The sequence below is a fragment of the Pseudomonas sp. HS6 genome, from assembly GCF_023375815.1.
Classification (GTDB): Bacteria; Pseudomonadota; Gammaproteobacteria; order Pseudomonadales; family Pseudomonadaceae; genus Aquipseudomonas.
The window spans coordinates 630,676-655,572 of sequence record NZ_CP067412.1; the positions used below are offsets into that span (position 1 = coordinate 630,676).

A 24,897-nucleotide genomic window follows, 5' to 3' on the forward strand; every position below is an offset into this window, starting at 1 on the left:
ATGCGCTTGATCATTGTCAGTGGCCGCTCCGGCTCGGGTAAAAGTACCGCCCTGGATGTCCTCGAGGACAACGGCTACTACTGCATCGACAATTTGCCTGCCGGCCTGCTGCCGGAACTGGCGGAACGCGCACTGATTCATACGGAACTGTCTCAGCCACTGGTCGCGGTATCGATCGATGCGCGCAATCTGCCAAGCCATCTATCGCGCTTTCCGGAGTTGCTTGAGGAGGTCCGCAGCCGGCACATCCAGTGCGACGTCCTGTATCTGGATGCCGATGAAGAAACCCTGCTCAAGCGCTTCTCGGAAACCCGTCGTCGCCACCCTCTTAGCAGCGCAAATCGTTCGCTGGCCGAAGCCATCAATGATGAAACTGCCCTGCTGGGGCCGATCGCCGATCTGGCCGACCTGAAGGTCAACACCACCAATCTGAACCTGTACCAGTTGCGCGACACCATCAAGCTGCGGCTGCTGAACCAGCCGGAGCCAGGCACTGCGTTTCTGGTGGAGTCGTTCGGTTTCAAACGCGGCATGCCGGTGGATGCGGATCTGGTGTTCGATGTACGCTGCCTGCCCAACCCGTACTGGAAACCGGAACTACGAGCACAATCCGGGCTCGATGAGCCGGTAGCCGAGTACCTGGCGGCACAACCGGAAGTCGAAGAGATGTTCCAGGACATCTATGCGTATCTGTTCAAATGGCTGCCGCGCTTCGCTGCAAGCAATCGCGCCTACGTCACCATTGCCATTGGCTGCACCGGCGGGCATCACCGTTCCGTCTACCTGACTGAACGCCTGGGTCAGGCCCTGCAGAAAACCCTGAAGAACGTCCAGGTTCGCCACCGCGACCTCAGCTAAAGGATTCACACCGCGATGCCTGCTCTGGAAATCGAAATCATCAACAAGCTGGGCCTGCATGCCCGGGCGTCGGCAAAGTTCGTTGGCGTGGCGGGTCAGTATCCCGACTGCACGATCAGAGTGGGTCGCACCCCGGAAACCACGGTAGATGGCAAAAGCATCATGGCGATGATGATGCTCGCCGCCGGCAAGGGCACCAAAATTTTTCTGAGCACCGAAGGGCATCAGGAACAGGAAGCCCTGGATGCCTTGGTGGCACTGATCAACAACTACTTCGACGAAGGCGGTTGAAAGCCTTTAGTGGCGAGGGAGCAAGCCTCCCTCACCCCTCTCATCCCAACGCCGTGTCCATCACCATCATCAGGCAGAACCCGATCAACAATCCCAGGCTCGCCAGTTTGTCGTGACCATTGCGTCGCGATTCCGGGATCACTTCGTGGGTCACCACCAGCAACATCGCCCCGGCCGCCAACGCCAATCCGAGGGGCAACAGTAACTCCGCCAGGCTGACCAGCCACGCACACAGCAGTGCAAACACCGGTTCGACCAGCCCCGATGCCGCCCCGATCAGAAACGCCTTGACCCGCGACATCCCCGCCCCAGCCAACACCAGCGCAATCACCAACCCTTCCGGCACATCCTGCAAGGCGATGCCCATCGCCAGGCTGTCAGCGTCCGGCATGCCGCCGCCAGCGGAGACGCCGACGGCCATCCCTTCCGGAATGTTATGGGCAATGATGGCAAACACGAACAGCCAGATCCGCGGGGGAATCACTGGGTGCTCGGCGGTGCCGATCAGCATTTCCGGTGAAGCGCCGGACACCTTGCGATCCACCAGATACAGACCGAAAGCACCGAGCATGATGCCGAAACAGATCAGACCACTGGCGCCCCAAGGGCTCAGGCCAAGGCTCTCGGCGGCGGCAATCCCCGGCACGATCAACGAAAACGCGGTCGCCGCCAGCATCACCCCTGCGCCGAACCCCAACAGCGTATCGCCCAGCGCCTGAGGCATGTTGCGGATAACCAGCACCGGAACGGCACCAAGCGCCGTCCCGAGAGCGCAGATCGCACCGCCCTGCAATGCCCGAGACAGTTTCGGCTCCAGGTTCAGCCATTCGAGCCCGTGAGCCACCAGCAAGGTCATGCCCGCTAACAGCAGCAGCGACCCGAACGCGTAACGAAACATACGCCCACTTCCGATCGCCAGTGTTTCAGTGCCCATAGTCAGCCTTGGATTGTTTTTATAGGAGACTTAAACCAGTGCAGCCTGATAACGCGCAGCGACTTCAGGCCAATTGATCACGTTGTAGAACGCGCTGATGTATTCCGGGCGACGGTTCTGATAACGCAGGTAATAGGCGTGCTCCCACACGTCGAGTCCGAGGATCGGCGTATTGCCGTCCATCAGCGGGCTGTCCTGGTTGCCGCTGCTTTCCACCACCAGTTTCTTGTCCGGGGTCACGCTGAGCCAGGCCCAGCCGCTGCCGAAACGCGTCAGCGCGGCTTTGGTGAAAGCGTCCTTGAAGCTGTCGAGACCGCCCAACTGCTCATCGATCGCCCTGGCCAGCGCGCCGTCCGGCTTGCCGCCACCGCCGGGCACCATCACTTCCCAAAACAGCGAGTGGTTGGCATGCCCGCCGCCCTGATTGATCACCGCCGCACGCAGTTTTTCCGGCAGTTGCTGGACGCTGGCCACCAGTTTTTCCACCGGCCATTCGGCGTACTCCGTGCCCTCGACGGCGGCGTTCAGGTTGTTGATGTAGGTCTGGTGATGCTTGGTGTAGTGAATCTCCATGGTCTGCGCATCGATGTGCGGTTCCAGTGCGTCGTAGGCGTAAGGCAAGGCTGGCAGGGTAAAAGCCATTTCAGTGGACTCCATGGTGATGTTGGGCAGGCACGCGACGCGCATTGCCGGTATCCGGGTGTAGCAAGCGCTGCGTGCGCGGGTATTCGCCGTGTTCGCTGATGAAATTGAGCAGCTCGACATAGGTCTTGCTGCTCTGGCGCAGCGCTGCTTCGCGCAGGGCCGGGCGCAGACGCTCGTCCTGCATGGTCTGCAACAGGCGCTGGTGGATCGCGCACAGATATTCGGCGCTCTCCTCCGGCTGATTCAGGCGCAGATGCAGATCGGCCAGGTTGTGATGGGAAATGACGCAGGCCGCCACCGCTTCGTCGGCATCGGCCCAGCGCTCGAACAGCACTTGAGCCAGAGCCAGCGCTTGCAGATAGGCCTCACGGGCGTCGATCAGCTCGCCCAGCATGAAGCAGCGATTGGCCCGTTCGATCGTGCGTTTCCAGTGCTCCATGATGAGTCTCCAAAGCGGTTGCAGTGTTTACACGCCGCCGGCGGTGAGTTTCTCGGGATTGAGCAACTCTTCCAGCTGGCTGCGCGACAGGTCGGTGTGTTCCAGCGCGACGTCAATCACCGGACGGCCCTGTTTGTAGGCCTGCTTGGCGATTTCGGCGGCTTTCTGGTAACCGATAATCGGGTTGAGTGCGGTGACCAGAATCGGGTTGCGTGACAGCGCTTCCTTGAGGCGCGTCTCGTTGACCTTGAAGCTGGCAATCGCCTTGTCACCCAGCAGACGGCTGGAGTTGGCCAGCAACTCAATGCTGCTCAACAGGTTCTGGGCGATGATCGGCAGCATCACGTTCAGTTCGAAATTGCCCGACTGCCCGGCGATGGTGATTACCGAGTCATTGCCGATCACTTGCGCGGCAACCATGGCGGTGGCTTCCGGAATCACCGGATTGACCTTGCCCGGCATGATCGACGAGCCAGGCTGCAGACCTTCCAGCTCGATTTCACCGAGGCCGGCGAGCGGGCCGGAGTTCATCCAGCGCAGGTCGTTGGCGATTTTCATCAGCGATACCGCGGTAGCCTTGAGTTGACCCGACACGGCCACGGCGGTGTCCTGCGAGCCAATCAGGGCGAACAGATCCTTGCCCGGGGTGAATTGCACATTGGTCAGTTGGCTAAGTTGACGGCTGAAACGCGCAGCGAATTCCGGATGCGCATTGATCCCGGTGCCGACCGCCGTGCCACCCTGAGCCAAGGATTGCAGGCTTGGCAGCAAGTCCTGCAGGTGACCGATGTTGGCCTTGAGCTGCTGCGCCCAACCGTTGAGCACCTGACTCATGCGCACCGGCATGGCGTCCATCAAGTGGGTGCGGCCGGTTTTGACGTGGTGATGAACCTGCTCGGCCTTGCGTTCGATGACTTGCACCAGATGCAACAGCGCCGGCAGCAATTGTTCGTGCAGGGCCAACGCCGCGCTGACGTGGATGGTGGTCGGGATGATGTCGTTGCTGCTCTGACCACAGTTGACGTGATCGTTGGCATTCACCGGCTCGTCGAGCAGGCGGCTGGCCAGCGTGGCGATCACTTCGTTGGCGTTCATGTTGGAGCTGGTGCCAGAGCCGGTCTGGAAGATATCCACCGGGAAATGCTGCATGAAGTCACCCTCAAGCAGACCTTGGGCCGCGTCGCTGATGGCTTTGCCTTGCGCTGCGCTGATCTGGTTGAGTTCGACGTTCGCGCGAGCGGCGGCCGCTTTGGCCAGGATCAGAGCGCGAATGAACTGGGTCGGCATCGGTTTGCCGCTGATCGGGAAGTTATCCACTGCGCGCTGGGTCTGCGCGCCGTAGAGAGCGTCCACCGGCACCTGCAATTCGCCCATGCTGTCGCGCTCAATACGTGTCTTGGTCATCGGTAAATCCTTGGACTAATTCAATGAGAGGAATCGAGGGTTGCAACTCGCAGGTGGCGAGCTGCCAGGTGTAGCTTTGCCAGCGTTTGAGCCGGCATTTGCACAGCGACAGGCGCTCCATTTCACGCAATGGGCGCCAAGCTTGGTCGAGACAGAGACTGCGCCAATGCCACGGCAATGCGATGTCGGAGGCCGTGTCGAGCAGCAGACGGAAAGAGGTTTCAGCGACGGTCCAGGGCGAGGTCGCCGTGCAGCAGGCCAGATACCGGCCTTCGGCCAGGTAGTGTTCGATCAGACGCGGCTCGTCGGGATCCATGGCGCAACGGATCTGGCGACTCATCCAGCGCCAGCTTTCGAGGTACGGCTGCTCGTGCAAGGCAGAACTCATGATCCTGGGCTCATTCGATAATGAGATTTATTATTAGATGATAATGAGAACCAAAACAAGAGCAGCTTTTTAGCTGGCCTGATCAGTCCCAAAAATTTGCGAACACAAAAAAAGGCGCGCCACCCAATCGGATGGCGCGCCTCTTGTGTGCCTGCCTGGGCTTAACTGCCCGCGACGGTCATCTTCTCGATTAACACCGAACCGGTGCGAATGTTGCTGCGCAGCTCCAGATCGTTACCGACCGCGACGATCTGCTTGAACATGTCACGCATGTTGCCGGCGATGGTCACTTCCTGCACCGCGAACTGGATTTCACCGTTTTCGACCCAAAAACCCGCCGCACCGCGCGAGTAATCGCCGGTGACCATGTTCAAGCCATGGCCCATCAGTTCGGTGACCAGCAACCCACGCCCCATGCGCCGCAGCAATGCAGCCTGGTCTTCATCGCCATGGGTGACGAACAGGTTATGCACACCGCCCGCGTTGGCGGTGCTAGGCATGCCCAGCTTGCGACCGGAATAAGTGCCGAGGATGTACGACACCAGCTCGCCTTTTTCGACGAACGGTTTTGCATAGGTCGCCAGACCGTCACCGTCGTACGACGCACTGCCCATGGCACGCATCAGGTGCGGACGCTCGTCGATGGTCAGCCATTCAGGAAACAGCTTCTGCCCCAGTGTCCCTTCAAGGAAGGACGATTTGCGGTACAGACTGCCCCCCGAAATTGCCCCCAGGAAACTGCCGAACAATCCACCGGCCAGCTCTGCAGAAAACAGCACCGGCACTTCGCAGGTCGGCACCGGGCGCGCACCCAGACGGCTCGCCGCTCGTTGTGCCGCACGCTGGCCAATGCTCACCGGGTCGGCCAGCAAACTGCCCTGGCGGTTCACGTCGTACCAGTAATCACGCTGCATCTGGCCATCGGCCTCGGCGATCATCACGCAGCTCAGGCTGTGTCGAGTCGAGGCGTAACCGCCGATGAAGCCGTGACTGTTGCCATACACTCGGCAGCCCTGATGGGTGCTGAGGGTGGTGCCATCAGCATTCTTGATCCGCGCATCGGCGTCGAACGCAGCGGCTTCACAGAGCAATGCCTTCTCGATGGCTTGTTCCGGGGTGATGTCCCATTGGTGGAACAGATCGAAATCCTGAATATCCCTGGCCATCAGCGCGGCATCGGCCAGCCCCGAGGCTTCGTCTTCCGAAGTGTGCTTGGCAATCGCCAGCGCCGCAGCAACCGTCTCACGAATCGCATCCGGCCCGGTGGCGGACGTGCTGGCAGAGCCCTTGCGCTGGCCGACATACAGCGTGATGCCGAAGCCCTGATCACGGTTGAATTCGACCGTTTCGACTTCACGTTGACGCACCGAGGTCGACAAGCCCTGCTCCAGCGACACCGCTACTTCACAGGCACTGGCACCCTGACGCTTGGCTTCGGCGATGATCTGCTCGACCTGTTCCTGCAGTGCCGGCAATGCCTGTGGGCCGACGCTTTCAACTGCACTCATGCTCATCTCCACTCAAATTCTGCTTTCGGCTGGGGCCTTCGAGCGACCGGGCCGGACAAGCGGCCCCCGACTGGTTATCATGGCGGCGTTTCTTTGCGGACTGCCACCATGGTTGATTCTTACGACGACTCCCTCGATACGGGAGAAAAAAGCAAATCCCAGGTCAAACGCGAGCTGCATGCTCTGGTTGACCTTGGCGAGCGCCTTACAACGCTCAAGCCCGACTTGCAGGCGAAACTGCCATTGACCGACGCTTTGCGCCGGGCCCTGGCCGATGCGCCCAAGCACACCGCGAACATCGCGCGTAAACGGCACTTGCAGTTCATCGGCAAACTGATGCGTGATCAGGACACTGACGCGATTCTTACCCTGCTCGATCAACTCGATGCCTCTACCCGTCAGTACAACGAGCGTTTCCACAACCTCGAACGCTGGCGTGACCGCCTGATCGCCGGTGACGATGCCGTGCTGGAAAAATTCGTCGTCGAGTACCCGGACGCCGACCGCCAGCAACTGCGTTCCCTGATCCGTCAGGCTCAGCACGAGGTTGCGCAAAACAAACCTCCTGCCTCGAGCCGCAAGATCTTCAAGTACATCCGTGAGCTGGACGAGACTCAACGCGGTCTGCGTTGATATTCGCCACCGGGTGGCCGCCCTGCGCGCCACCCGAAGCTCCATCCCTTCTTAAGCGCCCGTGCCACCCACGGTGATCGCATCGATTTTCAGCGTCGGCTGGCCCACGCCCACCGGCACCGATTGCCCGTCCTTGCCACACGTCCCCACACCGCTGTCCAACGCCAGATCGTTACCGACCATCGACACCCGGCTCATGGCTTCCGGACCGTTGCCGATCAACGTCGCGCCTTTGACCGGTGCGGTGATCTTGCCGTCCTCGATCAGGTAAGCCTCGCTGGTGGAGAACACGAACTTGCCGCTGGTGATGTCGACCTGACCGCCACCAAGGTTGGCGCAGTAGATGCCCTTCTTCACCGACGCGATGATTTCCGCCGGATCGCTCTGGCCGCCGAGCATGTAGGTGTTGGTCATCCGCGGCATCGGCAGGTGCGCGTAGGATTCGCGGCGACCGTTGCCGGTACGGGCCACGCCCATCAGGCGCGCATTGAGCTTGTCCTGCATGTAGCCCTTGAGTACGCCGTTTTCGATCAGCGTGGTGCACTCGGTCGGGGTGCCTTCGTCGTCGACGCTCAGGGAACCGCGACGACCGGCCAACGTGCCATCATCGACGATGGTGCAAAGTTTCGACGCAACCATTTCACCCATGCGCCCGCTGTAGGCCGAGCTGCCCTTGCGGTTGAAGTCGCCTTCCAGACCGTGGCCGACCGCTTCGTGCAGCAACACGCCGGACCAGCCCGAGCCCAGAACAACCGGCAAAGTGCCGGCCGGTGCCGGAATCGCTTCCAGATTCACCAGCGCCTGACGCAACGCTTCACGGGCATAGCCCATGGCGCGGTCTTCGGCGAGGAAATAACGGTAGTCGGTACGACCGCCGCCGCCATGGCCGCCACGTTCACGACGACCGTTCTGCTCGACGATCACACTGACGTTGAATCGCACCAGCGGGCGCACGTCGGCAGCCAGGCCACCGTCGGTCGAGGCCACGAGAATCCGCTCCCAGACCCCGGCCATGCTCACGCTGACCTGCTGGATACGCGGGTCGAGGGCACGGGTCGCAACGTCAATGCGTTTGAGCAGTTCAACTTTTTCAGCGCGGCTCAGGACTTCCAGCGGGTTGTCCGGCGCGTACAACTGGGCGACGTCCTGCGTGCTGAACGCCTGCACGGTGCCGTTCTGCCCAGCTCGGGAGATCGAACGGGCCGCACGGGCCGCCGCGCCGAGGGCTTCGAGGGTGATCGCGTTGCTGTAGGCAAAACCGGTTTTCTCACCGGACTGCGCACGCACGCCAACCCCTTGGTCGAGGTTGAAACTGCCTTCCTTGACGATGCCGTCTTCCAGCGACCAGGACTCGGAAATCTGCCCCTGGAAATACAGGTCGGCCGCATCGATGCCTGGACCCGCCAGATCACCGAGCACGCCTTGCAGGCTCTCGATCGTCACGCCGCCGGGCGCCAACAAGTGATCACTGACTGAGGACAACAACTCGCTCATAGGTTTTACGCCTTAAATTCGTGTTCTGAAGCAGGTCGCTGCGCGCCCTGCGAAAAAAACCGCCGATGACCCGTCACCGGCATTCGCGCCCGTATGGACGCCTGTTCGTTACTGTCGCGCTCGGCCAGCAACACGGCTTCGCCCTGCTCGTGCTGCGCCAGCACGCGGCCCCACGGATCAACAATCGCCGCATGGCCAAAGGTTTCCCGCGGCCCCGGATGCGTCCCGCCCTGGGCTGCTGCCAGCACGTAGCACTGGGTTTCAATCGCCCGTGCACGGATCAATACGTCCCAGTGCGCCGCACCGGTCACCGCGGTGAAGGCCGACGGTGCAGTAATCAGTTCAGCCCCGGCCGCCCGCAACTCGCTGTACAGCTCCGGGAAGCGCAGGTCGTAACACACCGTCAGGCCGATTCGGCCGACTGGCGTGTCTGCAACCACCACGCCACTGCCATAAGCATAGTCATCGGATTCGCGGTAACGGCCGCGATTGTCCGCAACATCCACATCAAACAGATGCAACTTGTCATAACGCGCAACGATTTCGCCCTGATCGTCCACCAACAACGAGCAGGCATGGGACTTCGCCGCGGGCTGTCCTGCCGGCGGCAACGGCAAGGTGCCGGCCACAATCCATAACTTGAGGTCGCGGGCGGTCTGTTTCAACCACGGCAGGATCGGTCCTTCGCCAAGCGCTTCGGCACGGCCGATATCAGCGATGTCGCGACGCCCCATGGCAGCGAAGTTTTCCGGCAGCACCGCCAGCTTCGCGCCCGCGTTGGCCGCTTGTTCGAGCAAACGTCGGGCATCGCGCAGATTGGCCAGCACGTCGCTCTGGCTGACCATTTGAATCACCGCTAAAGACATGGCGAACTCCGCAAGAGGTAGGCAGCCATGCTACTCCATCGGTTTGTGGCCTGGCTGATCAAAAAGGCTTGTCGAAGGTAATTTTCGGCTCTTTCCACGGGCCTTTGACGGTGTATTTGACGCTGGCGAACCGTGCCACGCGATCACCGATCAGCTTGTCGATCAGGAACAGCGCGCCGCCAACGGCTGGTGCGCCGACGATCAACGCGGCGATCGGCAGGTTGTTGGTCACCGGCAAGGTCACCAGCAGCCGGGCGTCGACCTGATCACCGACCAGATCAAGCGTGCCGTTGAGTTCAAGGTTGCTCGACGGCCCAGTCAGTTTGATCGGCTCCTGCGTCACATAAACGCCGTTGTTCGCCACCAGCAATCCCTTGACCCGGTCATAACTCAAACCTTTGCCGAACAGGTCGGAGAAGTCGAGGCGCAAGCGCCGGCCGATGGAATTGAAGTTGAGCAGACCGAACACCCGCAGCGCCTGAGCACCGCCCTCTACTTCGACGAACTGACCCTTGTTCAGCGACGCATCGAGCGTGCCGGAGAAGCGCTTGGTCGCCAGCCACGCCGGCGAGCCCGGCCAGCGGCCATCGACATCCATATGGAATTCTTCGCTGGTCACGCTAGGCGCAAAGCCCCAGCCCTTGAGCACGTCCGCGAGATTCTTGCCGCCAATCCGGCCCTTGTACCAACTGCTGGTGGCCCCTGGTGTTCCCTCCCAACCACCGCTGCCCTGCAACAGAATGCCCTTGAGGCCCATGTCCAGATTGTTCAGGGCGATGCCTTTGGCGGTCGGCCGGACTTTCAGCGACCAGCCACCGACCAGATCCTGGCCCTGGAACAGCTGATTGATGGTGATGTCCAGCGCCGGGATCTTGGTCGGATCGACCGAGGCCAACGGATCGGGCGCGTTTTCGTCGGCCTGCACCGTCGGGTCCGGTGCCGGCAAGCGGACGTATTGCAGGTTCACCACAATCGGCGCGGCCTTGGCGTCGGGAATACCAACCGTACCTTTGGCCTGTTGGCTGTCGAGGGCCAGAGTCCAGGTGCCGGGCTTGCGATCCAGCTGCACCGCAGCCTGATCAAGCGTGGTGCCGAAGGCGGTGAGTTTGCCGATCTTGAAGTCCGCGCTGCTGAGCAGCTGCTTGGCGCTGCCGCCCGGATCCTGACCCGCGTACTTGTCCACCAGATCCTGCCAAGGCTTGACGTCCAGCTCCGACAGCACACCGCGTATGCGCAGGCCTTTGTTGCCTGGCAAAACGGCTTCACCGGTACCGAGGAACAACTCGCCACGGCCATCGGCGAAATTGTTCGGTGGCGCGGCGAAGGTGAAGTTGGCCAGTTGATCGTAATTGACCCAGTAACGCCGCTCCTGCCCTTGCAGGGTCATGCGGAACACCGTGTCACGCCCGACATCGGCCGTCATGCCGAACGGTGCGGGCAAATCCACCGCCACGCCCTTCAGATTGGAGCTGACCATCAATTGGCTGTCGGCCCCGTCCAGATTCACTTGCAGCTGGTAAGGGATGGTTCCGGACACCGGCAACGGCTGAGTCACACCGAGCCAGTCGGTGAGCTTCTTGACTTCGACCTGCCCCGACGCCGCCACCCGGGTCTTGAGCTTGCCGGGGCCGCCATCGGCGAAAATCTGTGCGGTGACCGGTTTGTCGAAGGCCCGGGCGCTGATGTTCTGCCCGCTCAAACCCTTGGCGCTGTCAAAACGGAAATCACCCTTGAGCTGGCTCAATTCCAACTTCGGCTCGGCCAGCTTCAATCGCGCATTGGCGGTTTTGAAGTCCACGAGGATTTTCGGCTGATCGCCCTTGGCCAATGGCACATCGAGTTTGAGCTTGCCTTGCAGATCGCCCTCGCCTTCCCAGCCAGCGAAGGTATCGGCGGTGCCGATCGGCGCTTCCTGAAGAATCTTCAAGCCATCGCCCAACCCGCCGGCAAACCCGCCATCGAGCAACAAGTGGCTGTGCTCGCCACTTGGCACATGGGGGATATTAACGAAGACATCGTTCACCTGAGTGTCGAGCAACTGGCCTTTGCTGGCGACGATCCGCACACCGCTGTCCTCGATGAACACATCACCGCTGACCTTGCTCACGTGCGGCCAGCCAGGCTGGAAGGCCAGTTCGGCATCGTGCACCTTGAAGAACAGGCTGATGCTGCGATCCGCCTCTCCGGCATTCTTGTTCAACGAACCCTGGTACTGGAAGAAGCCTTGATCCACTGCGCCTTTGAGAATCGCCGTGCGCAGCCATTCGTCGAGGGCCGGGCTCAGGACTTCCGGCAGGTACTTGGCGGTGTAGCGACCGTCGCCGTCCACCAGCCCGACCCGCAGGTCCATGTAGTCTTCCTGGGTATGGTCGAAATGCAGTCGGATCAGGAAGTCGCCGGCAATCTTGCCTTCTTCGCCGAGCACCTTCAGGTACGGCGCGATCAGGGTGAAACCTTCTTTATCGAGCTTCCAGGTCAACCGGGCGTTGGCCTGAATGTATTGCCATGGTTTGGCGAAAATCGGATCGAGATGCAGGACAAAGTCTTTGCTGTCCATGCGCAACTCACCGCCGCCGAGGTTGCCGGTCAGACTGCCGCTGACATTCCGCGCTGCGGGTGCGCCGTGATAGGCGTCGAAGCCGACCTGGTCAAGGTTGGCGGCGAAACCGAATTTGCTGTCGTCCGTGGCGTTCGGGCGGAAATCCAGCAGCACGTTACGCAGACCGCCGGTCACTTTCAGGTGCTCGACCACGGTGGCGAAGCCTTGGGGCAGCGGGCCGAGGGCATTGAGCAAGGGCGTGATCGGCGTCAGGTCGAGCCGATCCGCCTGCAAGTGCCAGAGTTCATCGACCTTGTCGGTGGCGGCGGTTTGCTTGATCTGAACGTGAGTTTCCCAACGGGTCTCGCGAAAATTCATCGCCAGCGAATCAAGCGTGACAGTGGCCCCCTGGGGACCGCGCTGGAAGTAGCCGTTGAGCGCCAGATTGTTGATCTGGATCGGTTTGCGCTCGGCGTAGGCACCGGTGAGTTGTGGGGCGTTGAGACGAATGGCGGCGCTTTGCAGCGTGCCCTCGCTCCAGTTGACCCACAGCTCACCACCGGCCTTGATCTCGGAGAAATTCCATTGCTGGGTCAGGCGCTCGGGCAGCCATTTTGCCCAGTCGCTTTGCGGTAGGCTGATGTAGCCTTCAACCGCACTGTCCTGCAACTGGCTGGCGCGAATCCGCGTACGCAGGCTGAGTGCAACGGGCTGCCCGTCGGGCAGGGTCAGCCGCGCATCGAGGCGCTGACGATTGAGACCGGTCTTGAGATTGAGCCCGACATAAGTAAGGGTCAGCGGCGCCTGATCCAGCGGCTGCAAGGTCACCTGACTGTCGAGCACCGACAGTTGCTGGACCATTTGCATGCGGTTGAACAGTTGCTCGGGATCCATGGGCTGATCCTTCTGCACCGGCAATCCTTCGAGCGCCCATTGGCCGTCTTCACCTTCCTTGAGGCTGATCTTCAAGCCGTTGAGTTCAAGATGAGCGATACGCACTTCGCGAGCCAGCAGACTGGCCCACAGATCCGGCACCGCGCGCACCCGATCCAGGCGCAGCGCATTGGCGCCGTCGCCGATCATCACGTCGTGAGCCAGCAGGATCGGCGCAAATCCGCTCCAGTTGCCTTCCAGCTCACCGATCTGCAGCGGCATGCCCAAGGCCGCGCCGGCCTTGTCTTCGATGTCGGTACGGTATTCGGCCACCAGTGGCGTGAGTTCCCGGCCGAGGCTGACGTACAACGCCATCAACACCAGAACCAACGCGCACAGGCCCAGACCCCAGCGGGTCAGTGCGGCCAAAATGCGTGTCAGACGGTCCATGTCAGTTGGCTCCCATGGCAAAAATACTGCAAAAAGCTGAGGCCAGCCGTTTCAGGAAAAGGGTGACGCAGGGGATCAGAGCAGCACCACGTCATATTGTTCCTGGGAATACATGGTTTCCACCTGGAAGCGTATGGTGCGCCCGATAAACCCTTCAAGCTCGGCGACGTTACCGGACTCTTCATCGAGCAGACGGTCGACGACTTTCTGGTTCGCCAACACACGATAACCCTCGGCCTGATAGGCCCGGGCCTCGCGCAGGATCTCGCGGAAAATCTCGTAGCAAATGGTTTCCGGCGTCTTCAGCTTGCCGCGCCCCTGACAGCTGCTGCATGGCTCGCACAGCACCTGCTCCAGACTTTCGCGGGTTCGCTTGCGGGTCATCTGCACCAAACCCAGCTCGGTGATGCCGATGATGTTGGTCTTGGCGTGATCGCGCTCCAGCTGTTTCTCCAGGGTACGCAGTACCTGGCGCTGGTGCTCTTCATCTTCCATGTCGATGAAATCGATGATGATGATCCCGCCCAGATTGCGCAGGCGCATCTGCCGGGCAATCGCGGTGGCAGCTTCGAGGTTGGTCTTGAAGATGGTTTCTTCGAGGTTGCGATGCCCGACGAACGCGCCGGTGTTGACGTCGATGGTGGTCATGGCCTCCGCCGGATCCACCACCAGATAACCGCCGGACTTCAGCGGCACTTTGCGTTCAAGGGCTTTCTGGATTTCGTCTTCGACGCCGTACAGGTCAAAAATCGGCCGTTCGCCCGGATAGTGTTCCAGACGATCGGCGATTTCCGGCATCAATTCGGCGACGAACTGCGTGGTTTTTTGGAAGGTTTCCCGGGAATCGATGCGGATCTTCTCGATTTTCGGGCTGACCAGGTCGCGCAAGGTGCGCAGAGCCAGACCGAGGTCTTCGTAGATCACGCTCGGCGCGCCGATGGTCTTGATCTGTTCGTTGATCTGATCCCACAGGCGTCGCAGGTAGCGGATGTCCATGAGGATTTCATCGGCCCCGGCGCCTTCGGCGGCGGTACGCAGGATGAAGCCGCCGGCCTCCTTGATGCCTTCTTTGGCCACACAATCGCTGACCACCTGCTTCAGGCGTTCGCGCTCGGCTTCGTCTTCGATTTTCAGGGAAATGCCGACGTGGGCGGTGCGCGGCATATACACCAGGTAACGCGAAGGGATCGACAGCTGAGTGGTCAGACGCGCCCCTTTGGAACCGATCGGGTCCTTGGTGACTTGCACCACCAGGCTCTGGCCTTCATGCACCAGCGCGCTGATGCTTTCCACCGCCGGGCCTTCGCGAAGGGAAATTTCCGAGGCGTGGATGAACGCCGCACGGTCCAGGCCGATGTCGACGAATGCCGCCTGCATGCCCGGTAGCACGCGCACCACCTTGCCTTTATAGATGTTGCCGACGATCCCGCGTTTTTGCGTGCGCTCGACGTGCACTTCTTGCAGCACACCATTTTCGACCACCGCCACGCGCGATTCCATCGGCGTGATGTTGATCAGAATCTCTTCACTCATGGCAGGGTCTCGTTCAGGCATGTTCACGATAATGGCCGCATCTTGATCCGTTCGACGCTTACTGCGCACTCAGGTTTTGCCAACAGGGTATGCCGAAACGGCCGAGCAGTTCTGCGCTTTCGCACACCGGCAATCCCACCACAGCCGAATAGCTGCCGTTGAGACCAGCGACAAACACCGCGCCAAGTCCCTGAATGCCGTAACCGCCGGCCTTGTCCCGAGGTTCGCCGCTGGCCCAGTAGGCGGCGGCTTCTTCGCGACTGATCGCCCGGAACCGTACCAGACTGCGCACCACTCGCGACTCGCAGCGCTCACCGTCAAGCACGGCGATGGCGGTCAGCACTTCGTGCTCCTTGCCGGACAACATCATCAGCATGGCGCATGCATCGGCTTCGTCCACCGGTTTGCCGAGAATTTTGCCGTCCAGCACCACGGCAGTGTCGGCGCCCAGCACGCAAAATGGCGTGTCGCAGACGACAGAGCGCCGCCCGGCCTCGGCCTTGCCGCGCGCCAGGCGCTCTACATAGGCCGATGGCGATTCATTGGCTAAAGGAGTTTCATCGATATCCGCGCTGATGGCGGTGAACGGAACGCCGATCTGCGTGAGCAGCTCACGCCGACGCGGCGATCCAGAGGCGAGGTAAAGCGGCTTCATCCAAACATCTCCCTGTTGAGTGCCCTGCCTCATGGCACCGGTACGGGCCCATGCCTGACCGAATCAGTTGATTTTGTAGCGTCGGCGCAATCCACGCAAAGCGAAGCTGACCCACGGCCAGAGCAAGGCGCTGACCAGTGCCGGCAAGACCAGCGCCAGTGTCGGTTGGCGGTTGCCGGTCAGGGCGCTGAGCCACAATTGCACAAGCTGCGCGAGACCGAAGATCACCAGGATCACCAGACACTGTTGCCACATCGGGAACATTCGCAGGCGTTGCTGCAACGACAGCACCAGGAACGTGATCAACGTCAGGATCAACGCGTTCTGCCCAAGCAGCGTGCCGTACAACACGTCTTCAGCAAGCCCGAGGCAAAATGCGGTGACCATGCCGACCTTCTGCGGCAGGGCCAACGCCCAGAATGCCAGGAGCAGGGCCAGCCAGAGCGGGCGCAGGATTTCCATGAATTGCGGCAGCGGCGACACGCTGAGCAGCATGCCGATCAGAAATGTCAGCCAGACGATCCAGCCATTTCGGGAGGCTTTGACACCGACCATTATTCTCGTCCCCCAGTGGTGGCCGGCGCAGTGACAGGCGATTTGGTGGCCGGCCGTGCATTGGCAGGCTGTGCGGCAGGCGGCTTGGTGGCTGCCGGGGTCGCTGCGGGTGGTTTCGCTGGCGGCTTGCTCGCGGCGGGTTTGGCCGGCGTAGCAGCAGCGGGTGCAGCGGCAGGTGTGCTGGCCGCAGCAGGCGCTTGAGCCTGAGCCGGTGTATTCACCGTTTTCGGTACCGTGGCTGGAATGATCGGGCCACCACCAAATGCATCAAGGTTTTCCTGAGCCTGCGCCGCATCGTTGGCACGCTCTTCAGCTGTACGGTTGTCGCTGAACACCAGCAGCAGATAGCGGCTGCGATTCAACGCGGCAGTCGGTACGGCGCGGACAATGGCGAACGGCTGGCCGGAATCATGGATCACTTCCTTGACCGTCGCTACCGGGTATCCGGCCGGGAAGCGCTGGCCCAGACCAGAGCTGACCAGCAGATCGCCTTCCTTGACATCGGCGGTGTCGGCCACATGGCGCAGTTCCAGGCGCTCAGGGTTGCCGGTGCCGCTGGCAATCGCCCGCAGACCGTTCCGGTTCACCTGCACAGGAATGCTGTGGGTCGAGTCGGTCAGCAGCAAGACACGGGAGGTGTACGGCATCAGTTCGACCACTTGCCCCATCAAGCCGCGTGCATCGAGCACCGGCTGACCGAGCACCACGCCGTCGCGCTCACCTTTATTGATGATGATGCGATGGGTGAAGGGATTCGGGTCCATGCCGATCAGTTCGGCCACTTCGACCTTCTCGTTGACCAGCGCGGAGGAATTGAGTAACTCGCGCAGACGGACGTTCTGCTCGGTGAGGGCGGCAAGCTTCTGCATGCGGCCCTGCAACAGCAGGTTCTCGGTCTTGAGTTTTTCGTTTTCGGCGACAAGCTCGGTGCGGCTGCCGAACTGACTGGCGACACCTTCCCACAGCCTGCCGGGCAGGTCGGTGATCCAGTAAGCGTCCATCAGCACCAGCGACATCTGGCTGCGGGCAGGCTTGAGCAGGCTGAAACGGGCATCGACCACCATCAGCGCGACCGACAGCACGGCCAGCACCAACAAGCGCACGCCCAGTGAGGGGCCCTTGGCGAAAAGCGGTTTAATAGGCCGCTCCTCCCAGGCAAATGTTCTGTTTATTCATACGGCATCAAACCGGCCTGGATGAAGACTGACAGAAGATAAACGCCAACAGGCAGCACTGCAAAGTGCCGCCTGCGCGCTCACCCACGAATTGCACCCGGCGACTTATTCGCTGGAGAGCAGGTCCATGGTGTGCTTGTCCATCATTTCCAGTGCACGGCCACCGCCGCGAGCCACACAGGTCAGCGGATCTTCGGCAACGATCACCGGCAGACCGGTTTCCTGGGCCAGCAGCTTGTCGAGGTCACGCAGCAGCGCGCCACCACCGGTCAGCACCAGGCCACGCTCGGCGATGTCGGAAGCCAGTTCCGGCGGCGATTGCTCCAGGGCGCTTTTCACGGCCTGAACGATGGTTGCCAGGGACTCTTGCAGAGCTTCCAGCACTTCATTGGAGTTCAGGGTGAATGCGCGTGGAACGCCTTCGGCCAGGTTGCGACCGCGAACGTCGACTTCGCGAACTTCGCCGCCCGGGTAGGCCGTACCGATTTCCTGCTTGATGCGCTCGGCAGTGGATTCGCCGATCAGGCTGCCGTAGTTGCGGCGCACGTAGGTGATGATCGCTTCGTCGAAGCGGTCGCCGCCAACACGGACGGATTCGGCATAGACCACACCGTTCAGGGAGATCAGCGCGATTTCGGTAGTACCACCACCGATATCCACGACCATCGAACCGCGTGCTTCTTCAACCGGCAGGCCGGCACCGATCGCAGCAGCCATTGGCTCTTCGATCAGGAACACTTCACGCGCACCGGCACCGAGGGCCGATTCACGGATGGCACGACGCTCAACCTGGGTGGATTTGCATGGAACGCAGATCAGCACACGAGGGCTAGGCTGCAGGAAGCTGTTTTCGTGAACCTTGTTGATAAAGTATTGCAGCATCTTTTCGCAGACGCTGAAGTCGGCGATCACGCCGTCCTTCATCGGACGAATGGCAGCAATGTTGCCCGGCGTACGGCCGAGCATGCGCTTGGCCTCGGTGCCGACAGCAACGACACTTTTCTGGTTACCGTGTGTCCGAATGGCCACAACCGATGGCTCATTCAGGACGATACCGCGCTCGCGCACGTAAATAAGGGTGTTGGCAGTGCCCAGGTCAATGGAAAGATCGCTGGAAAACATGCCACGCAGTTTCTTGAACATGGGAAAGGGACCCTAGGCAACGCGTGGGTAAAAAAGTGCGGCAAACTCTAACAACGACAGGGATTTTGGGCAAGGCGCCAATATGTTAAATTGGCCGCTTTTCTGTGCACCAAGCCCCACAATCGCGGCCTTATGACCGTAGAAGTGCGGTAGTGTTCCGACAATCTAACACACGGACGCCGTCCGTCCTGTTTTCCACTGGAGAAACCCGATGGCGCTAGAACGCTCCGACGTGGAAAAAATCGCTCATCTGGCCAGCCTTGGCCTTAATGATGCCGATCTTCCACAAATCACTTCGGCCCTCAACAGCATTCTCGGGCTGGTCGACGAAATGCAGGCGGTCAATACCGATGGTATCGAGCCGCTGGCCCACCCGCTGGAAGCCAGTCAGCGCCTGCGCGCCGACGTCGTGACCGAGACGAATAATCGCGAGGCTTATCAGTCCATCGCACCAGCGGTCGAAAACGGCCTGTATCTGGTTCCGAAAGTCATCGACTAAAGGGAAAGAGCCTGCAATGCATCAAATGACTCTGGCCGAGATCGCCCGCGGTCTCGCCGATAAAAAGTTTTCTTCCGAAGAGCTGACCAAAGTCCTGCTGGCGCGCATTACCCAGCTCGACCCGCAGCTCAACAGTTTCATCAGCCTCACCGAAGAGCTGGCCCTCGAGCAGGCGAAAGCCGCCGACGTGCGCCGGGCCAACGGTGAGAGCGGCGCGCTGCTCGGTGCGCCGATCGCCCACAAAGACCTGTTCTGCACCCAGGGCATCCGCACCAGCTGCGGCTCGAAGATGCTCGACAACTTCAAGGCTCCGTACGACGCCACTGTGGTTGCCAAACTGGCCGCCGCCGGCACCGTGACTCTGGGCAAGACCAACATGGACGAATTCGCCATGGGCTCGGCCAACGAGTCGAGCTGGTACGGCGCGGTGAAAAACCCGTGGAACCTGGAACACGTACCGGGCGGCTCGTCCGGTGGTTCGGCGGCGGCCGTTGCCGCTCGTCTGTTGCCTGCGGCTACCGCTACCGACACTGGCGGTTCGATCCGTCAGCCGGCCGCGTTCACCAACCTCACCGGCCTGAAACCGACCTACGGTCGTGTTTCGCGTTGGGGCATGATCGCTTACGCCTCCAGCCTCGATCAGGGCGGCCCTCTGGCTCGCACCGCCGAAGACTGCGCGATTTTGTTGCAAGGTATGGCTGGCTTCGATCCGAACGACTCCACCAGCATCGATGAGCCAGTGCCGGACTACGCCGCTGGTCTGAATGGCTCGCTGCAAGGCCTGCGCATCGGCGTGCCGAAGGAATACTTCGGCGCCGGTCTCGACCCGCGCATCGCCGAGCTGATCCAGAACAGCATCAAAGAGCTGCAGAAGCTCGGTGCCGTGATCAAGGAAATCAGCCTGCCGAACATGCAGCACGCCATTCCGGCGTACTACGTGATCGCTCCGGCAGAAGCGTCCTCCAACCTGTCGCGCTTCGACGGCGTGCGCTTCGGCCACCGCTGCGCAGACCCGAAAAACCTGGAAGACCTGTACAAGCGCTCCCGTGGCGAAGGTTTCGGGCCTGAAGTGCAACGCCGGATAATGGTCGGTGCCTACGCGCTGTCCGCCGGTTACTACGACGCCTACTACCTGAAAGCGCAGAAGATCCGTCGCCTGGTGAAGAACGACTTCATGACGGCCTTTAATGAAGTCGACGTCATCCTCGGCCCGACCACGCCAAACCCGGCCTGGAAACTCGGCGCCAAGAACAGCGATCCGGTCGCTGCCTATCTGGAAGACGTCTACACCATCACCGCCAACCTCGCGGGCCTGCCGGGCCTGTCGATGCCGGCCGGTTTCGTCGACGGCCTGCCGGTCGGCGTGCAACTGCTCGCTCCGTATTTCCAGGAAGGTCGCCTGTTGAACGTTGCCCACCAGTATCAGTTACACACTGACTGGCACACCCGCACCCCAACCGGCTTCTGAGGAGACACACATGCAATGGGAAGTCGTGATCGGGCTGGAGATTCACACCCAGCTCACCACCCGGTCGAAAATCTTTTCCGGTAGTTCCACCACCTTCGGTTCCGAGCCGAACACTCAGGCCAGCCTGATCGACCTGGGTATGCCCGGCGTGCTGCCGGTGCTGAACCAGGAAGCGGTGCGCATGGCGGTAATGTTCGGTCTGGCGATTGACGCCGAGATCGGTCAGCACAACGTGTTCGCCCGCAAGAACTACTTCTACCCGGACCTGCCGAAGGGCTACCAGATCAGCCAGATGGAATTGCCGATCGTCGGCAAGGGCCACCTGGACATCGCCCTGGAAGACGGCACGGTCAAACGCGTCGGCATCACCCGCGCGCACCTGGAAGAAGACGCCGGCAAGAGCCTGCACGAAGAATTCAGCGGTGCCACCGGCATCGACCTGAACCGTGCCGGCACGCCGCTGCTGGAAATCGTGTCCGAGCCGGACATGCGCAGTGCCAAGGAAGCCGTGGCCTACGTCAAGGCGATCCACGCGCTGGTGCGCTACCTGGGCATCTGCGACGGCAACATGGCCGAAGGCTCGCTGCGTTGCGACTGCAACGTGTCGATCCGTCCGAAAGGCCAGGTTGAGTTCGGCACGCGCTGCGAGATCAAGAACGTCAACTCGTTCCGTTTCATCGAGAAGGCGATCAACTCCGAGATCCAGCGTCAGATCGACCTGATCGAAGACGGCGGCAAAGTGATCCAGCAGACCCGTCTGTACGATCCGAACAAGGACGAAACCCGTCCGATGCGCAGCAAAGAGGAAGCCAACGACTACCGTTACTTCCCCGATCCGGATCTGCTGCCGGTGGTCATCGAGGACTCGTTCCTCAACGACGTGCGCGGCACCCTGCCGGAACTGCCACCGCAGAAGCGCGAGCGCTTCCAGAGTGCGTTCGGTCTGTCGGCCTACGACGCCAACGTGCTGGCCACCAGCCGTGAGCAAGCGGACTACTTCGAGAAAGTCGCAAGCATTGGCGGCGACGCCAAACTGGCGGCGAACTGGGTAATGGTCGAGTTGGGCAGCCTGCTCAACAAGCAGAACCTGGATATCGAAGATTCGCCGGTTTCGGCCGAGCAATTGGGCGGCATGTTGCAGCGCATCAAGGACAACACCATCTCCGGCAAGATCGCCAAGGTGGTGTTCGAAGCGATGGCCAACGGTGAAGGCAGCGCAGACGAGATCATCGAGAAGCGCGGCCTGAAGCAAGTCACCGACACCGGCGCAATCTCGGCGGTGCTGGACGAAATGCTCGCGGCCAACGCCGAGCAGGTCGAGCAATACCGTGCGGCAGACGAAGCCAAGCGCGGCAAGATGTTCGGTTTCTTCGTCGGTCAGGCCATGAAAGCCTCCAAAGGCAAGGCCAACCCGCAGCAAGTGAACGAACTGCTGAAAAGCAAGCTCGAAGGCTGACCACAATGGAGCCAGAACCAAAGCCTGGCTCCATTCCCTGTGGGAGCGAGCTTGCTCGCGATAGCGCATTTTCAGACACCGCAAAGGTGCCTGCCAGATCGCCATCGCGAGCAAGTCGGAGCGCCGAACCGTCGCTCCCACATTGTTATTTGGGAGCTTTCAAATGAAACGCTTGCTCGGCGCCTGCGCCCTGCTCTCTCTGTTGGCCGGTTGCGCCAGCAACGATGTCATCGACCCGCACGGTTACGACCAGACCGGCGTCGCCTCCTATTACGGAGCCAAACACCACGGTAAACGCACCGCCAGCGGCGAAGCGTTCAACCAGAATTCCCTGACCGCCGCCCATCGCCAGTTGCCCTTCGGCACTCGGGTCAAGGTCACCAACCTGAAAAACGACAAATCCTGCGTGGTGCGTATCAACGACCGCGGGCCGCATACCCGTGGGCGCATCATCGATGTTTCACGCGAAGCCGCCGAACGTCTCGGCATGCTGGGCAGCGGCACGGCACGGGTTCGCGTGCAGGCCCTCGACGACTGATGGAGCACTGCCCATTTTCGGACTGACCGATTTACCGCTGATCAACGTGATCGAACTGCTCTGCGGGCTGTTCCTGCTGATCGCCGGTGCCGAACTGATGGTGCGCGCCGCCGTGCGCCTGGCCGCGCGCCTGCATGTGCGGCCGCTGATCATCGGCCTGACCATCGTCGCACTCGGCAGCAGCGCCCCGCAAATGGCGGTCAGTCTGCAAGCGACCCTGACGCACAACCCCGACATCGCCGTCGGCAGCGTGATCGGCAGCAGCATTTTCAACATCCTTGTGACCCTCGGCCTGTCGGCGCTGATCATCCCGCTGCGGGTCTCTCGGCAATTGGTGCGCCTCGACATTCCGCTGATGATCGGCGCCAGCCTGCTGGTGTTCGTGCTGGCCTGGAATGAAGAGATTGGCCGATTCGACGGCGTCCTGCTGTTGGCCGCTCTGGGACTGTATCTCGGTTTGCTGCTGCGTCAGTCGCGGCACTCGGCCCGGCCGCATTCCGATCATCCTCAGACTCAGCCGGCTCCCTGGTTCACCAGCCTGCTGATGATCGTCGCCGGTCTGGCGATGCTGGTGTTCGCCGGACATTTGCTGCTGGGCGCAGCGGTAGCGGTGGCCACCGATCTCGGGTTCTCCGAGCGCGTCATCGGCCTGACCGTAGTCGCGGTCGGCACCTCACTGCCGGAGCTCGCCACTTCATTGATCGCCGCGTTGCGCGGTCAGCGGGACATTGCCGTGGGCAACGTGATCGGCGCCAACCTGTTCAACCTGCTCGGGGTCCTCGGCATCACGGCGTTGATCGCCCCGACGCCACTGTCGGTGTCGCCGAATGCACTGGATTTCGACCTGCCGGTGATGCTCGGCGTCGCGGCGCTGTGCCTGCCGGTGTTCTATTCCGGCTACCGCGTGACCCGGGCCGAAGGTCTGTTGCTGCTCGGCTTGTACCTGGCATACGGGCTGCACGTGGTGTCGTTCACCACCGGCATGCCGCTGGCCGGCAAGCTCGAACGGTTGATGCTGTTTTATGTCCTGCCGGCGCTGCTGACGTTTCTGTTTTTCACGTCCGTGCGCGCCTGGCGCCGCCAACACCACAAGAGGGATGTGCCATGACCGAATCGAAGAAATCCGGGGTCGAAATCCGCCGCCAGGTAATGGGCGATGCATTCGTTGATCGCGCTTTGGGCAACGCCACCGAATTCACTCAACCGTTGCAGGATTTCGTCAACGAACACGCCTGGGGCGGCGTGTGGAATCGCGAAGGTTTGCCGCTGAAAACCCGCAGCCTGATTACCCTCGCCGCGCTGACCGCGTTGAAGTGCCCGCAAGAGTTGAAGGGCCATGTGCGCGGTGCGCTGAACAATGGCTGCACGGTCGATGAGATCCGTGAAGCGCTGTTGCATTGCGCGGTATATGCCGGCGTGCCGGCGGCGATCGATGCGTTTCGCGCGGCGCAGGAAGTGATCGACAGTTACCAGAAGCCTGAGTAACCGCCAGCTCTCAGATCCACCCGCCCCACTGCAAGAAGAAGATCCCGACGTTGGTGGTGATTGCCGCCATCAACGTGGTCAACACAATGATCGCCGCCGCCAGTTCATGATTGCCCTGGGCTGCACGGGCCATGACAAAACTCGCGGCCGCCGTCGGGCTGCCGAAGTACAGAAACAGAATCCCCAGCTCCGCCCCACGAAAGCCCCACAGCCACGCACCCAAGGTCGCGAGCACCGGCAGACCGATCATCTTCACCAGACTGGAGCTCAGCGCCAGGCTGCCGCTCTTGCGCAGCGCCGCCAGCGACAGCGTGCCGCCAATGCAGATCAGCGCCAGTGGCAGCGTGGTTTGCGCCAGATACTGGCCTGACGTCTCCAGCCATCCCGGCAGACCGATCTTGAACCAGGCAAACGGCGCCGCCGCGATCACGCTGATGATCAGCGGATTGCTGATGACGCTTTTGCAGATGCTCCACGGATCGGACTTAATCACCGGGCTGTACACCGCCAACACGATGGTCGAGAGAGTGTTGTAGAAGAGGATCACCAGCGCCGCGAGAATCGCCCCGAGGGAAATCCCGTAGTCGCCGTACATGCTCGCCGCCAGCGCCAGACCGATCACCCCGTTGTTGCCGCGAAACGCACCCTGGGTGTAGATGCCGCGATCTTCACGCGGGCAGCGAAAAATCGCCCAGCCCCAGGCCAGGGCAAAACTGGCCAGGGTGGCGAGGGCGAAATAGATCAGCAGCGCCGGTTGCAGCGCAGCGTGCAAATCAGCATGCAAGATGCCGAGAAACAGCAGCGCCGGCATGGTGACGTTGAACACCAGCGACGACGCCGTGTGGATGAAGTTGTCGTTGATCCAGTCGATGCGCTTGAGCAGCACACCGAGAAACAGCATGGCAAACACCGGCGCGGTGATGTTCAGGGTTTCAAGGAAGATTGCCAGCATGCCGGGGAGCCTTGGAGGTGAGCGTCGTTAGGGGGCTAATGATAAGCCACTTTGGGCTGCTTGCCCCTCAAAAGCCCCTCACCCCAGCCCTCTCCCGGAGGGAGAGGGAGCCGAAT

At 61.3% G+C, this 24,897-nt stretch carries 24 protein-coding genes; 9 read left to right on the forward strand and 15 right to left on the reverse strand.

What is annotated here, in order from left to right:
- The gene (rapZ, locus tag JJN09_RS03060) at nucleotides 1-858 is read left to right on the forward strand and encodes an RNase adapter RapZ (RefSeq protein WP_096818961.1); all 858 of its coding nucleotides are present in this window, start codon (nucleotides 1-3) and stop codon (nucleotides 856-858) included.
- 15 nt (nucleotides 859-873) lie between these two features.
- Nucleotides 874-1,149, forward strand: coding sequence for an HPr family phosphocarrier protein (locus tag JJN09_RS03065; RefSeq protein ID WP_096818959.1), 276 nt, complete (start codon nucleotides 874-876; stop codon nucleotides 1,147-1,149).
- A 40-nt stretch (nucleotides 1,150-1,189) separates the two neighbouring features.
- Here the strand turns inward: JJN09_RS03065 and JJN09_RS03070 are convergent, their stop codons facing one another.
- The 6 genes from JJN09_RS03070 to pmbA all read right to left on the reverse strand — a co-directional run bounded on the left by JJN09_RS03070 (nucleotide 1,190) and on the right by pmbA (nucleotide 6,473).
- On the reverse strand, nucleotides 1,190-2,083 hold the full coding sequence (locus JJN09_RS03070) for a ZIP family metal transporter (protein WP_249485565.1): 894 nt from the start codon (nucleotides 2,081-2,083) through the stop codon (nucleotides 1,190-1,192).
- A gap of 30 nt (nucleotides 2,084-2,113) precedes the next feature.
- Entirely contained in the window at nucleotides 2,114-2,725 is a 612-nt protein-coding gene (locus tag JJN09_RS03075) for a superoxide dismutase (RefSeq protein WP_249490884.1), read from the reverse strand.
- 1 nt (nucleotide 2,726) lies between these two features.
- Entirely contained in the window at nucleotides 2,727-3,167 is a 441-nt protein-coding gene (locus JJN09_RS03080; protein WP_085711789.1) for a hypothetical protein, read from the reverse strand.
- A gap of 27 nt (nucleotides 3,168-3,194) precedes the next feature.
- Complete coding sequence (locus tag JJN09_RS03085) at nucleotides 3,195-4,571, reverse strand: lyase family protein (RefSeq protein ID WP_249485567.1); 1,377 nt, start codon at nucleotides 4,569-4,571, stop codon at nucleotides 3,195-3,197.
- Nucleotides 4,552-4,959 (reverse strand): FagA protein, encoded by a 408-nt coding sequence (locus JJN09_RS03090; RefSeq protein WP_249485569.1) that lies wholly within the window; start codon nucleotides 4,957-4,959, stop codon nucleotides 4,552-4,554. Before JJN09_RS03090 ends, JJN09_RS03085 begins: the two co-directional genes overlap by 20 nt.
- 161 nt (nucleotides 4,960-5,120) lie before the next feature.
- Nucleotides 5,121-6,473: a metalloprotease PmbA gene (gene pmbA, locus JJN09_RS03095; protein WP_249485571.1), complete on the reverse strand. Its 1,353-nt coding sequence runs from the start codon at nucleotides 6,471-6,473 to the stop codon at nucleotides 5,121-5,123.
- A gap of 102 nt (nucleotides 6,474-6,575) precedes the next feature.
- Between pmbA and yjgA the strand changes: the two genes are divergently transcribed.
- Nucleotides 6,576-7,100, forward strand: coding sequence for a ribosome biogenesis factor YjgA (yjgA, locus tag JJN09_RS03100; RefSeq protein WP_249485573.1), 525 nt, complete (start codon nucleotides 6,576-6,578; stop codon nucleotides 7,098-7,100).
- 51 nt (nucleotides 7,101-7,151) lie between these two features.
- Here yjgA and tldD read toward each other — a convergent pair whose 3' ends face one another.
- The 8 genes from tldD to mreB form a co-directional block, all read right to left on the reverse strand.
- Entirely contained in the window at nucleotides 7,152-8,594 is a 1,443-nt protein-coding gene (gene tldD / locus JJN09_RS03105; RefSeq protein ID WP_085711794.1) for a metalloprotease TldD, read from the reverse strand.
- Nucleotides 8,595-8,599: 5 nt separating this feature from the next.
- On the reverse strand, nucleotides 8,600-9,460 hold the full coding sequence (locus tag JJN09_RS03110) for a carbon-nitrogen hydrolase family protein (protein ID WP_249485575.1): 861 nt from the start codon (nucleotides 9,458-9,460) through the stop codon (nucleotides 8,600-8,602).
- A 58-nt stretch (nucleotides 9,461-9,518) separates the two neighbouring features.
- Nucleotides 9,519-13,322: a YhdP family protein gene (locus JJN09_RS03115; RefSeq protein WP_249485576.1), complete on the reverse strand. Its 3,804-nt coding sequence runs from the start codon at nucleotides 13,320-13,322 to the stop codon at nucleotides 9,519-9,521.
- Nucleotides 13,323-13,397: 75 nt separating this feature from the next.
- Nucleotides 13,398-14,855 (reverse strand): ribonuclease G, encoded by a 1,458-nt coding sequence (gene rng / locus JJN09_RS03120; protein ID WP_065260839.1) that lies wholly within the window; start codon nucleotides 14,853-14,855, stop codon nucleotides 13,398-13,400.
- 58 nt (nucleotides 14,856-14,913) lie between these two features.
- Entirely contained in the window at nucleotides 14,914-15,510 is a 597-nt protein-coding gene (locus JJN09_RS03125; RefSeq protein WP_249485578.1) for a nucleoside triphosphate pyrophosphatase, read from the reverse strand.
- Between the two features lie 63 nt (nucleotides 15,511-15,573).
- Complete coding sequence (gene mreD, locus JJN09_RS03130) at nucleotides 15,574-16,065, reverse strand: rod shape-determining protein MreD (RefSeq protein ID WP_085711798.1); 492 nt, start codon at nucleotides 16,063-16,065, stop codon at nucleotides 15,574-15,576.
- Entirely contained in the window at nucleotides 16,065-17,204 is a 1,140-nt protein-coding gene (gene mreC / locus JJN09_RS03135) for a rod shape-determining protein MreC (RefSeq protein WP_302852073.1), read from the reverse strand. The genes mreD and mreC overlap by 1 nt, the downstream gene beginning before the upstream one ends.
- A 141-nt stretch (nucleotides 17,205-17,345) precedes the next feature.
- On the reverse strand, nucleotides 17,346-18,383 hold the full coding sequence (mreB, locus tag JJN09_RS03140; RefSeq protein WP_002555108.1) for a rod shape-determining protein MreB: 1,038 nt from the start codon (nucleotides 18,381-18,383) through the stop codon (nucleotides 17,346-17,348).
- Between the two features lie 211 nt (nucleotides 18,384-18,594).
- On the opposite strand from mreB, the gene gatC reads away from it, so the two are divergent.
- The 6 genes from gatC (at nucleotide 18,595) to JJN09_RS03170 (ending at nucleotide 23,829) form a co-directional block, all read left to right on the forward strand.
- The gene (gatC, locus tag JJN09_RS03145; RefSeq protein ID WP_096818932.1) at nucleotides 18,595-18,882 is read left to right on the forward strand and encodes an Asp-tRNA(Asn)/Glu-tRNA(Gln) amidotransferase subunit GatC; all 288 of its coding nucleotides are present in this window, start codon (nucleotides 18,595-18,597) and stop codon (nucleotides 18,880-18,882) included.
- Nucleotides 18,883-18,898: 16 nt separating this feature from the next.
- Complete coding sequence (gene gatA / locus JJN09_RS03150) at nucleotides 18,899-20,350, forward strand: Asp-tRNA(Asn)/Glu-tRNA(Gln) amidotransferase subunit GatA (RefSeq protein ID WP_249485582.1); 1,452 nt, start codon at nucleotides 18,899-18,901, stop codon at nucleotides 20,348-20,350.
- 10 nt (nucleotides 20,351-20,360) lie between these two features.
- On the forward strand, nucleotides 20,361-21,806 hold the full coding sequence (gene gatB / locus JJN09_RS03155) for an Asp-tRNA(Asn)/Glu-tRNA(Gln) amidotransferase subunit GatB (RefSeq protein ID WP_192559781.1): 1,446 nt from the start codon (nucleotides 20,361-20,363) through the stop codon (nucleotides 21,804-21,806).
- Nucleotides 21,807-21,969: 163 nt separating this feature from the next.
- On the forward strand, nucleotides 21,970-22,344 hold the full coding sequence (locus tag JJN09_RS03160; protein WP_249485584.1) for a septal ring lytic transglycosylase RlpA family protein: 375 nt from the start codon (nucleotides 21,970-21,972) through the stop codon (nucleotides 22,342-22,344).
- Between the two features lie 46 nt (nucleotides 22,345-22,390).
- The gene (locus JJN09_RS03165) at nucleotides 22,391-23,452 is read left to right on the forward strand and encodes a calcium/sodium antiporter (protein ID WP_249485586.1); all 1,062 of its coding nucleotides are present in this window, start codon (nucleotides 22,391-22,393) and stop codon (nucleotides 23,450-23,452) included.
- Nucleotides 23,449-23,829, forward strand: coding sequence for a carboxymuconolactone decarboxylase family protein (locus JJN09_RS03170; protein WP_085685699.1), 381 nt, complete (start codon nucleotides 23,449-23,451; stop codon nucleotides 23,827-23,829). The genes JJN09_RS03165 and JJN09_RS03170 overlap by 4 nt, the downstream gene beginning before the upstream one ends.
- A gap of 10 nt (nucleotides 23,830-23,839) precedes the next feature.
- On the opposite strand, the gene JJN09_RS03175 is transcribed toward JJN09_RS03170, so the two are convergent.
- Nucleotides 23,840-24,781, reverse strand: a complete 942-nt coding sequence (locus tag JJN09_RS03175) for an AEC family transporter (protein WP_096818922.1) — start codon at nucleotides 24,779-24,781, stop codon at nucleotides 23,840-23,842.
- Nucleotides 24,782-24,897 lie beyond the last annotated feature (116 nt).

Excerpts from the sequence above, each read along its gene's own strand:
- rapZ (WP_096818961.1), top strand. The coding sequence starts at position 1 with ATGCGCTTGATCATTGTCAGTGGCCGCTCCGGCTCGGGTAAAAGTACC.
- JJN09_RS03065 (WP_096818959.1), top strand. The coding sequence starts at position 874 with ATGCCTGCTCTGGAAATCGAAATCATCAACAAGCTGGGCCTGCATGCC.
- JJN09_RS03070 (WP_249485565.1), bottom strand. The coding sequence starts at position 2,083 with ATGGGCACTGAAACACTGGCGATCGGAAGTGGGCGTATGTTTCGTTAC.
- JJN09_RS03075 (WP_249490884.1), bottom strand. The coding sequence starts at position 2,725 with ATGGCTTTTACCCTGCCAGCCTTGCCTTACGCCTACGACGCACTGGAA.
- JJN09_RS03080 (WP_085711789.1), bottom strand. The coding sequence starts at position 3,167 with ATGGAGCACTGGAAACGCACGATCGAACGGGCCAATCGCTGCTTCATG.
- JJN09_RS03085 (WP_249485567.1), bottom strand. The coding sequence starts at position 4,571 with ATGACCAAGACACGTATTGAGCGCGACAGCATGGGCGAATTGCAGGTG.
- JJN09_RS03090 (WP_249485569.1), bottom strand. The coding sequence starts at position 4,959 with ATGAGTTCTGCCTTGCACGAGCAGCCGTACCTCGAAAGCTGGCGCTGG.
- pmbA (WP_249485571.1), bottom strand. The coding sequence starts at position 6,473 with ATGAGCATGAGTGCAGTTGAAAGCGTCGGCCCACAGGCATTGCCGGCA.
- yjgA (WP_249485573.1), top strand. The coding sequence starts at position 6,576 with ATGGTTGATTCTTACGACGACTCCCTCGATACGGGAGAAAAAAGCAAA.
- tldD (WP_085711794.1), bottom strand. The coding sequence starts at position 8,594 with ATGAGCGAGTTGTTGTCCTCAGTCAGTGATCACTTGTTGGCGCCCGGC.
- JJN09_RS03110 (WP_249485575.1), bottom strand. The coding sequence starts at position 9,460 with ATGTCTTTAGCGGTGATTCAAATGGTCAGCCAGAGCGACGTGCTGGCC.
- JJN09_RS03115 (WP_249485576.1), bottom strand. The coding sequence starts at position 13,322 with ATGGACCGTCTGACACGCATTTTGGCCGCACTGACCCGCTGGGGTCTG.
- rng (WP_065260839.1), bottom strand. The coding sequence starts at position 14,855 with ATGAGTGAAGAGATTCTGATCAACATCACGCCGATGGAATCGCGCGTG.
- JJN09_RS03125 (WP_249485578.1), bottom strand. The coding sequence starts at position 15,510 with ATGAAGCCGCTTTACCTCGCCTCTGGATCGCCGCGTCGGCGTGAGCTG.
- mreD (WP_085711798.1), bottom strand. The coding sequence starts at position 16,065 with ATGGTCGGTGTCAAAGCCTCCCGAAATGGCTGGATCGTCTGGCTGACA.
- mreB (WP_002555108.1), bottom strand. The coding sequence starts at position 18,383 with ATGTTCAAGAAACTGCGTGGCATGTTTTCCAGCGATCTTTCCATTGAC.
- gatC (WP_096818932.1), top strand. The coding sequence starts at position 18,595 with ATGGCGCTAGAACGCTCCGACGTGGAAAAAATCGCTCATCTGGCCAGC.
- gatA (WP_249485582.1), top strand. The coding sequence starts at position 18,899 with ATGCATCAAATGACTCTGGCCGAGATCGCCCGCGGTCTCGCCGATAAA.
- gatB (WP_192559781.1), top strand. The coding sequence starts at position 20,361 with ATGCAATGGGAAGTCGTGATCGGGCTGGAGATTCACACCCAGCTCACC.
- JJN09_RS03160 (WP_249485584.1), top strand. The coding sequence starts at position 21,970 with ATGAAACGCTTGCTCGGCGCCTGCGCCCTGCTCTCTCTGTTGGCCGGT.
- JJN09_RS03170 (WP_085685699.1), top strand. The coding sequence starts at position 23,449 with ATGACCGAATCGAAGAAATCCGGGGTCGAAATCCGCCGCCAGGTAATG.
- JJN09_RS03175 (WP_096818922.1), bottom strand. The coding sequence starts at position 24,781 with ATGCTGGCAATCTTCCTTGAAACCCTGAACATCACCGCGCCGGTGTTT.